Below are 9,157 nucleotides of genomic sequence, written 5' to 3' on the forward strand. Positions count from 1 at the left end.
ACTGACGATCGACACCGAGCTGACGGCACACACCGCCCAGCTCGAGCGCGAGGCGGCGCACGCCGCCGAGAAGGTCGCGCAGGCCGAACAAGAGGCCGCTGCCATCCGCACCGAAGCCGAGAAGGGGGCCGCAGCGCTGCGCTCGCTCGTCTCGCGTGAGACGGAGCAGCTCCGCGCGGAGGCGGAGGACGCCGTGCGCGAGCAGCGCCTGCGCGCCCTGGAGTTCGAGGAGGCACTGAGCCGCCGGCAGGACGACGCCCAGCAGGAGTTCTTGATGCTGCACAACCAGGCCGTCGCGCACGCCGAGCGCATCACGCAGGACGCCAACGAGCAGGTCGCCGCGTCGCTGGAGCACGCGCAGCGCATCACGGCGAAGGCCGACGACTTCGACAAGCTCATGCGCGCGCAGGCTCAGCAGCACGAGGCCGACGCGCGGTTGCGCTCGCGCGAGATCCTCGATCGCGCGAGCGTCAAGGCCCAGAAGATCATCGACACCGTCACCGGGCATTCGCAGAGCGTGCTGCGCGACGCTGAAGACCGCACGCGGGCACTGCGCTGGCAGCAGCAGCAGTTGACGAGCTTCATGTCCGAGGTCAAGGAACTGCTGCGCACCGAGGCTGCGGCGGCCGACAGTGCCGAGGCCGCGCCCGCGCCTGGCGACGACGCGAACGACGACGAGAACGACGGCGATCAGACGCCCGAGTGATCGCCGATCGTTGAGGTCGCAGCCCCGACGTAGGCTCGGATCATGACCTCGATCGAGCCTCTCGTCTTCCCGACCGACGCCGACGGCTGGGTGGCGTTCGCGTCCGGACGGCCCGCCGCCGCTGTCGCTCTCGTCGCCGATGTCGACGCCCGCCTCATCGATGCGGCGGACGAGAGGGATGCCGCGACGCGCCTGGACCTGTGGAACGACGCCGATCTGGCGCTCCGGCAGGCCACGTGCGAGGCCTACCTGCTGAGTGAGGCGCACCCGGATGCCGAGGTGCGCCGCATCGCGGAGGAGCAGGTGCAGGCGCTCGAGGCGCTCTCGGCATCCCGCCTTCTCGACGCGAAGCTGTTCGCCGCATTCGAGGCTCTCACCGATGACGCTCTCGACGCCGACCAGGCGCGGCTGCTCGCGCAGGTGCGCCGCGACTTCCACCGCGGGGGCGTCGCCCTTCCTGCGGCTGATCGTGAGCGTGTGCGCGTGCTCACCGACCGCGACACGGAGCTGAGTCTGGAGTTCTCACGCAACATCCGTGACGGACGGCGCGAGATCCGCGTCGCCCCCGCGGCACTGGCGGGTCTGCCGCAGGACTTCATCGACGCGCACCCCGTCGACCACGACGGGCTGATCGTGCTCACGACCGAGTACACCGACCTTATGCCGGTGCGGGAATACGCGACCGACCGGGCGACGCGCACGGCGCTCGTCGCGGCCTACAACGACCTCGCGTGGCCGGTGAACGACACTGTCCTCGCCGAGCTGCTGGCCGTCCGCGCGGAACGTGCGCAGCTGCTCGGCTACCGCGACTGGGCCGACTACGAGACCGAGACCCGCATGATCGGCGCCGATCGTGTCGACGGCGGCAGTGCGGCGATCGCCGAGTTCCTCGGGCGTCTCGACGACGCATCGGCCGACGCGGCCGCTCGTGAGTACCCGGTGCTGCTCGAACGGCTGCAGCAGGACGACCCGGCGGCGACCGAGGTCACGATCGCCGACTTCTTCTACCTTCTCAGCGCGCTGCGCCGTGAGCGTCACGACGTCGACGCTCAGCTCGTGCGCTCGTACTTCTCCTTCGACCGGGTGCTGCCGGGCGTGCTCGACACGACCGCGCGCCTGCTCGACGTCGAGTACGTGCCTGTCGAGATCCCCACCTGGCACGACGATGTGCGCTCGTACGACGTCGTCCGCGAAGGTCAGCGGCTCGGACGCATCCACCTCGACCTGCATCCGCGTGACGGCAAGTACAACCACGCCGCCTGCTTCCCCCTCGCCCCCGGCGTCGCGGGGCGTGTGCTGCCCGAGGCGGTGCTGCTGTGCAACTTCGCGCGCGGGCTGATGACCCACGACGAAGTCGTCACGTTCTTCCACGAGTTCGGCCACCTCGTGCACGACATCCTCGGCGGCGCGCAGCGCTTCGTGCGCTTCTCGGGCGTGGCGACGGAGTGGGACTTCGTCGAGGCGCCCAGCCAGCTGCTGGAGGAATGGGCGTGGGATGCCGAGGTCCTCGCCTCGTTCACCGCGAACGCCGCGGGCGAGCCGATCCCGGCCGATCTGGTCGCCAAGATGCGCGTCGCCGACGGGTTCGGACGGGCCCTGGAGGTGCGCCGCCAGCTCGGCCACGCGAACGTGTCGTACCACCTGCACGTCGACCGTCCGGAAGACCTGCAGGCGGCCACGGAGCACTGGTACTCCGTGACGAGCCCGGTGCAGCCACTGCGCGGACGGCACCCGTACGCCGGATTCGGTCATCTCACCGGCTACGGTGCCTGCTACTACACGTACCAGTGGAGCCTCGTTATCGCCCGCGACCTGCTCTCGGGCTTCGGCGGCGACCTCATGGATGCCGAGGCGGCCTCCCGCTACCGCCGCGAGATCCTCGAGCCGGGCGGCCGCCGCGACGCGACCGCGCTCGTCGAGGCGTTCCTCGGACGGCCGTACTCCTTCGACGCCTACCGGGCGTGGCTCGCCGGCGCCTGACCCGGTGACGGATCGGCGTCGAGCCGGCGCGCGTCAGGTGAGGCGGGCGAGAGCGGCGACGAACGCGTCGACGTCGTCTTCGGACGTGTCGAAGGAGCACATCCAGCGGACCTCGTTCTTCGCCGCGTCCCAATCGTAGAAGCGGAAGCTCTCGCGGAGGGCATCGGCGACGCCGTCGGGCAGTACCGCGAAGACGCCGTTGGCCTGCGTCGGCTGGCTGAACGACACCCCGGTGACCGATCCGTCGGCGATCCCGGCTTCGACACCGGCCCGCAGGCGCTGGGCCATCGCGTTCGCGTGGCGCGCGTTGCGCAGGTACAGGTCCCCCTCGAGCAAGGCGACCAGCTGCGCGGAGATGAATCGCATCTTCGACGCCAGCTGCATGTTCAGCTTTCGCAGGAACAGCAGCCCCTCCGCGGCCGCCGGGTCGAGGACGACGACGGCTTCGCCGCCCAAGGCGCCGTTCTTCGTGCCGCCGAAGCTCAGCACATCCACGCCCACGTCGGTGGTGAAGGCGCGCAGCGGCAGGTCGAGTGCCGCGGCCGCATTGGAGATGCGGGCACCGTCCAGGTGCAGGCGCATACCGCGGGCGTGCGCATGGTCGGCGAGGGCCGCGATCTCGTCGGGCGTGTACAGCGTGCCGAGCTCGGTCGACTGTGTGATCGAGACGACGAGCGGCTGCGCGCGGTGCTCGTCTCCCCATCCCCAGGCCTCGCGGTCGACGAGCTCAGGAGTCAGCTTGCCGTCGTCGGTGGGGACGTTCAGGATCTTGATCCCCGCAACCCGCTCGGGAGCGCCGCCCTCATCGACATTGATGTGCGCGGTGGATGCCGCGATCACCGCACCCCACCGCGGCAGCATCGACTGCAGCCCGACGACGTTCGCGCCCGTCCCGTTGAAGACGGGGAACGCCTCGGCGTGGTCGCCGAAGTGGTGGCGGAACACCTCCTGCAGTCGGGCCGTGTAGGCGTCCTCGCCGTACGCGATCTGATGCCCGTGATTGGCGGCGGCGATGGCTTCGAGGATCTCGGGGTGGACGCCCGAGTAGTTGTCGCTGGCGAAGCCGCGGACGGTCGTGTCATGCAGGGTGGTCACGGATATCCAATCTAGTTCGGCGCGCCGAGGCCGACGATCGTGTCGTTGATCTCGGCCGCGTCGGCATCCCAGAGCCCGACGAAGGCCGATCCGAGCGCCTCCTCCAGGCCCGCGAGAGCCCGGACGCGGAAGATGACGGATGCCGCGGTCTGCGCGACCCCGCGATCGCGCGCGTCCTTCGCGAAGCCCTGCGCCATCGCGCGGGCCCACGCCTCCTCGGCGGCCTTGACGGCGGCGTAGTTGGCCCCGCCCGCCAGGGGACGCGCGACCGCCGTGGACGACACGATCGCCGTCCGGGCGGCGGGGGAGGCGTTCAGGTCATCCCAGCACGCGCGCGTGACGTGTCGCAGGGCGCTCAGTCCGCTCTCCAGCGCGCGGTAGTCGGCCTCGGTCTGGCCGCGCAGCCCGCCGCCGCCGCGCCACCCCCCGACGAGGTGCAGCAGCCCGTCGACACGCACGCCGTCCGCCGCGAGCATCGCCGCGAACGCCGCGACCTCCGCCTCGTCGGCGAGGTCGCACACGGCCGTGCGCGCGCCCAGGTCGCGCAGGGGAGCGAGAGCGTCATCGCGGCGCCCCACCGCGATGACGCTCGCCCCGGCCGCCACGAGCGCGCGGGCGGCGGCGTGGCCACTCGCGCTCGTGGCGCCGGCGACGACGATCGTCCTCCCGCGGACGCCGTCACCCATCGCGGCTCGTGATCCCCGCGGTCGAGGAGATGACGCCGTGCATCTTCTTGTCGAGCGCCTCGAAGAACATCGACAGCGGGAACTCGTCGTCCAGCACGGCGTCGGTGTAGCCCTTCGGAGCTCCGGCCAGCACCTCGTCGGGCAGACCCCGCGCCCACACAGACGCCGGATGGGGCGTCACGACGCCGCGGACGAGCTCATACGCGGCGAGCCAGTGCGCGACTTTCGGCCGGTCGATCGACTCCCAGTACAGCCGGTCGATCGCGTCGCTGAGCGCGATGACCGCCGCCGGCACGTCGTCCCAGTCGAACGCCAGTGCGGTGTCGGTCCAGTGCAGCACGCCGCGCTGATGCAGCCAGGCGAACAGCAGCTGGCCGCCCAGTCCGTCGTAGTTGCGTACCCGCGTCCCGGTGATCGCGAACCGGAAGATCCGGTCGAAGAGCACGGCGTACTGGACGAGTCGTGCGTGATCGAGCATCTCCCGCTCGGCATCCGTCAGCTCTTCGCCCTGATCGGCCCGCGCGCTCAGCCGCGCGGCGATGCCGACGCACTCCCGGTACGCGGTCAGATCGCAGCGCAGCTCCTCGAGCGAGTACAGGAAGTACGGCATGCGCTGCTTGATCATGAACGGGTCGAACGGCAGGTCGCCGCGCATGTGACTGCGGTCGTGGATCAGGTCCCACATGACGAAGGTCTGCTCGGTCAGGCCCTGGTCGGTGAGCATGCGCGCGACGCCCTCCGGTACGTCGAGCTTCGTGATCTCGGATGCCGCGCCCACCACGCGCCGGAAGCGCGCCGCTTCGCGGTCCTGGAAGATCGCGCCCCACGTGAACGCCGGAATCTCACGCATGGCGACCGTCTCGGGGAACAGCACCGCGGAGTTCGTGTCGTAGCCGGACGTGAAATCCAGCAGGCGCAGGGAGACGAACAGGCCGTTGGTGTACGTGTGCTCCAGCTCGGCGATGAACTCCGGCCAGATCACCTCGCAGAGCACCGCCTCCAGGTGCCGGTCGCGGGAGCCGTTCTGCGTGTACATCGGAAAGACGACGAGATGGCGCAGGCCGTCGACACGGTCGCGCTGCGGCTGGAAGGTCACCAAGGAGTCGAGGAAGTCGGGCACACCGAAGCCGCTGTCGGCCCACCGGTGCAGGTCGACGACACACGCCGACAGGTAGGCGGCATCGTGCGGGAACAGCGGGGCGAGGCTTGCGATCGCCTCCGCGACCGAGGCGACCAGTTCCGCGGCGTGATCACGGTGGGCGGGGTCCGCGACCGAGCCGTCTTGCGCTTGCAGCGGCTGCAGCTGCGAGACGGCATCCTTCAGGGCCAGCCACGCCGGCTGCTGCGTGATCGGTCGGTCGTCTTCGACGAGCTGCGTGATCGGTCGGTCGTCTTCGACGAGCTGCGTGATCGGTCTGTCGTCTTCGACGACCTCGGGCTCTCCGATGACGGACTTCGCGGGCGTGAGAAGGGACATGGTGGGCACCTCCGATCGTTTGACAGGAATATTTACGGCCTGAGTGGCTCGCATCGGATATTCTTCCATGTGTGGAAGATGATGTCGACCGTCGAATCGTTGCCGAGGTCTCCCGTGACGGACGGATGACCCTCGCCGACCTGTCCGCCGCGGTCGGACTGTCCGTCTCGGCGGTGCAGGCGCGGCTCAAGCGCCTCGAGTCCCGCGAGGTCATCACCGGGTACCGCGCCCTCGTCGATGCCGACGCGGCCGGACGTCCTCTGGCCGCATTCATCGAGATCACTCCGCTCGACCCCGCGCAGCCCGACAATGCGCCCGAACTGCTCGAGCACCTCGACGCCATCGAAGCGTGCCACTCCATCGCGGGCGACGCCAGCTACATGCTCTTCGCCCGGGTCGCATCCCCCCGCGCACTCGAAGACCTCGTGCGCGACATCCGTCTCGCCGCGTCCGTCCGCACACGCACCACCGTCGTGCTGCAGACGTTCTACGAGCACCGGCCGATCGTGCCCCTCGGCGCCTCGTAGCGCTCGAGGCTGCGAGTGGGGGCGTCCACGCGCCGTCCGAATTTGTCCTTGCCGAAAACCTATGCTTGCTGTCACAATGTTGCGAGAGACAACATATAGGTCACATGTCGCTTTTCGCGTCGGGGTCGTCTGTCCGAATATGTTCTCTCCGTAAACAATCACCATTCCGTGAGCGATGTCTGCCACGCGGTGGTGGCTTCTGCATTCAGAGAGGAACGCACAGAACATGAAGCTCACACGCCTCGCGGCTTTGGCCGTCACCGGCACACTTCTCATCGGCGGATTGGCGGCGTGCTCATCCACGCCGGCGGCCTCCGGTGGAGCGGCAACCGGCGCCCAGGGTGAATGCAACGTCGGCATCTCCATGCCCACGCGCACCCTCGAGCGCTGGATCAACGATGGCGAGGGTCTGCAGACCAAGCTGAAGGGCGACGGCTGCACGGTCGACCTCCAGTACGCCGACAACAAGACTGATCAGCAGATCTCGCAGATTCAGAACCAGATCGCCGGTGGTGCGAAGATCCTCGTGATTGCCGCCATCGACGGCAGTTCTCTCGGCCCGGTGCTCGCCGAGGCCAAGAAGCAGAACATCACGGTCATCGCCTACGACCGTCTTATCAATGGCACCGGTGACGTCGACTACTACGCGACCTTCGACAACTACAAAGTGGGCAAGTTGCAGGGCGAGTTCATCGCGAAGCAGCTCGGCCTCGCCGACGGCAAGGGACCGTTCAACCTCGAACCCTTCGCCGGCAGCCCCGACGACAACAACGCCAAGTTCTTCTTCTCCGGCGCGTGGGATGTCCTGCTTCCGTATGTGACCTCCGGCAAACTGGTGGTCCCGTCGGGCAAGTCGCCCTCGAGCGACGCGGATTGGGCGTCGATCGGCATCCAGGGCTGGGCATCCGACAAGGCTCAGGCCGAGATGGACAACCGCCTCTCCTCGTTCTACACGTCGGGCCAGAAGGTGAACGTCGTTCTGTCGCCGAACGATTCGCTCGCCATCGGCATCATCGCCTCGCTCAAGTCGGCCGGGTACACCCCCGGCTCCGCCTATCCGGTGCTCACCGGTCAGGACGCCGACAAGGCGAACGTGCAGGCCATCCTCAACGGCGAGCAGTCGATGACCGTCTGGAAGGACACCCGGGCCCTCGGCGATCGCGTGCAGAAGATGATCGCGTCGATCGTCGCGGGGCAGCAGGTCGAGGTCAACGACACCAAGACGTACGACAACGGCGTCAAGGTCGTGCCGTCCTACCTGCTCGACCCCGAGGTGGTCACCAAGGACACCGTGCAGTCCATGCTCATCGACTCCGGCTTCCTCAAGGCGAGCGACGTCGGTCAGTGAGTTCGAGGGGGGTGGATGCCGCGGCATCCACCCCCCTCTCTGCCCGGCGAGCATCGACTCAGCGGTCATCGACACATCGAGGTGAAGGACCCTATGGAACAGCCCATTCTGATCATGCGCGACATCGTCAAAGAGTTCGGTGCCGGCGTCCGTGCCCTGGACGGCGTCTCCCTGAGCGTGCGCAAGGGGGAGGTGCACGCCATCTGTGGGGAGAACGGCGCGGGCAAATCCACGCTGATGAAGGTGCTCTCGGGGGTGTATCCCACCGGATCCTTCGAGGGCTCGATCGAATTCGACGGTCACGAGGCCGCGTACCGCTCGATCAACGACAGCGAAGCCGACGGCATCGTGATCATCCACCAGGAGCTGGCTCTCAGCCCCTACCTCTCCATCGCGGAGAACATCTTCCTCGGCAACGAGATCCACAAACGCGGATTCGTCGACTGGAACGCGACCAATGTCGCGGCCGGGCAGCTGTTGGCGCGCGTCGGACTCGACGAGAACCCGGCTACCAAGATCCTCGAGCTCGGCGTCGGCAAGCAGCAGCTCGTCGAGATCGCCAAGGCCCTGTCCAAAGAGGTCAAGCTGCTCATCCTCGACGAGCCCACCGCCGCGCTGAACGACGACGACAGCAGCCACCTGCTGGCGCTCATCGAGCAGCTGCGGCAGCAGGGCATCACCTCGATCATCATCAGCCACAAGCTCAAGGAGATCCGCCGCATCGCCGACACCGTGACCGTGCTGCGTGACGGGCGCACCATCGAGAGCATCGACATGCACGGGCCGGACGCCACGGAGGCGCGGATCATCCGCTCCATGGTGGGCCGCGATCTGACGAGCATGTTCCCGCCGCGCGAGCCCCACATCGGAGCCGAACGGTTTCGCGTCGAGGACTGGACGGTCCATCACCCCGTCGATGTCGACCGTGTCGTCGTCGACAACGCCTCCTTCCACGTGCGCGCGGGCGAGATCGTCGGGTTCGCGGGCCTCATGGGGGCCGGCCGCACCGAACTGGCGATGAGCATCTTCGGTCGCAGCTACGGAACAGGAATCAGCGGCCGGGTCTACAAGGACGGGGTGCAGATCCAGACTCGTACCGTCGACGAGGCCATCCGGCACGGCATCGCCTACGCGACCGAGGATCGCAAGCGCTACGGGCTCAACCTCATCGGCGACATCAAGATGAACGTGTCGGCGGCGGCCCTGGCCAAACTCGCCCGGTTCGGGATCATCGATCGTTACCGCGAGTACAAGGTCGCCGACTCGTATCGCTCCAAGATGAACATCAAGGCGCCCTCGGTGGCGGTTCTCGCGGGCAACCTGTCGGGCGGCAACCAG

Annotated in this window: 7 protein-coding genes and 2 pseudogenes; 6 read left to right on the forward strand and 3 right to left on the reverse strand. The window is 68.2% G+C overall.

Annotated features, from left to right (window positions below):
• Both BGN98_RS06490 and BGN98_RS06495 read left to right on the forward strand, forming a co-directional pair.
• Positions 1-706, forward strand: a pseudogene (locus BGN98_RS06490) (cell division initiation protein); the annotation flags it as partial.
• Between the two features lie 42 nt (positions 707-748).
• Entirely contained in the window at positions 749-2,686 is a 1,938-nt protein-coding gene (locus BGN98_RS06495; RefSeq protein WP_288120331.1) for a M3 family metallopeptidase, read from the forward strand.
• Positions 2,687-2,719: 33 nt separating this feature from the next.
• Here BGN98_RS06495 and BGN98_RS06500 read toward each other — a convergent pair whose 3' ends face one another.
• Genes BGN98_RS06500 through BGN98_RS06510 form a run of 3 tightly spaced genes read right to left on the reverse strand, consistent with a single transcriptional unit; the run spans position 2,720 to position 5,944 of the window.
• Positions 2,720-3,781 (reverse strand): threonine aldolase family protein, encoded by a 1,062-nt coding sequence (locus BGN98_RS06500; protein WP_288120332.1) that lies wholly within the window; start codon positions 3,779-3,781, stop codon positions 2,720-2,722.
• Positions 3,782-3,792: 11 nt separating this feature from the next.
• Complete coding sequence (locus BGN98_RS06505; protein WP_288120333.1) at positions 3,793-4,467, reverse strand: SDR family NAD(P)-dependent oxidoreductase; 675 nt, start codon at positions 4,465-4,467, stop codon at positions 3,793-3,795.
• Positions 4,460-5,944: a DUF6421 family protein gene (locus BGN98_RS06510; protein ID WP_288120334.1), complete on the reverse strand. Its 1,485-nt coding sequence runs from the start codon at positions 5,942-5,944 to the stop codon at positions 4,460-4,462. The genes BGN98_RS06505 and BGN98_RS06510 overlap by 8 nt, the downstream gene beginning before the upstream one ends.
• A 71-nt stretch (positions 5,945-6,015) precedes the next feature.
• Here BGN98_RS06510 and BGN98_RS06515 point away from each other — a divergent pair, with 71 nt between their 5' ends.
• The 4 genes and pseudogenes from BGN98_RS06515 to BGN98_RS14820 form a co-directional block, all read left to right on the forward strand.
• Entirely contained in the window at positions 6,016-6,471 is a 456-nt protein-coding gene (locus tag BGN98_RS06515) for an Lrp/AsnC family transcriptional regulator (protein ID WP_082230660.1), read from the forward strand.
• Between the two features lie 226 nt (positions 6,472-6,697).
• Entirely contained in the window at positions 6,698-7,819 is a 1,122-nt protein-coding gene (chvE, locus tag BGN98_RS06520) for a multiple monosaccharide ABC transporter substrate-binding protein (RefSeq protein ID WP_288120337.1), read from the forward strand.
• Positions 7,820-7,960: 141 nt separating this feature from the next.
• A pseudogene (locus BGN98_RS14815) lies at positions 7,961-8,419 on the forward strand (ATP-binding cassette domain-containing protein); the annotation flags it as partial.
• Between the two features lie 240 nt (positions 8,420-8,659).
• On the forward strand, positions 8,660-9,157 hold a 498-nt coding region (locus BGN98_RS14820; protein WP_502687820.1), incomplete at its 3' end, for an ATP-binding cassette domain-containing protein.

This window comes from Microbacterium sp. 69-7 (assembly GCF_001897985.1).
In the GTDB taxonomy this organism is placed as follows: Bacteria; Actinomycetota; Actinomycetes; order Actinomycetales; family Microbacteriaceae; genus Microbacterium; species Microbacterium laevaniformans.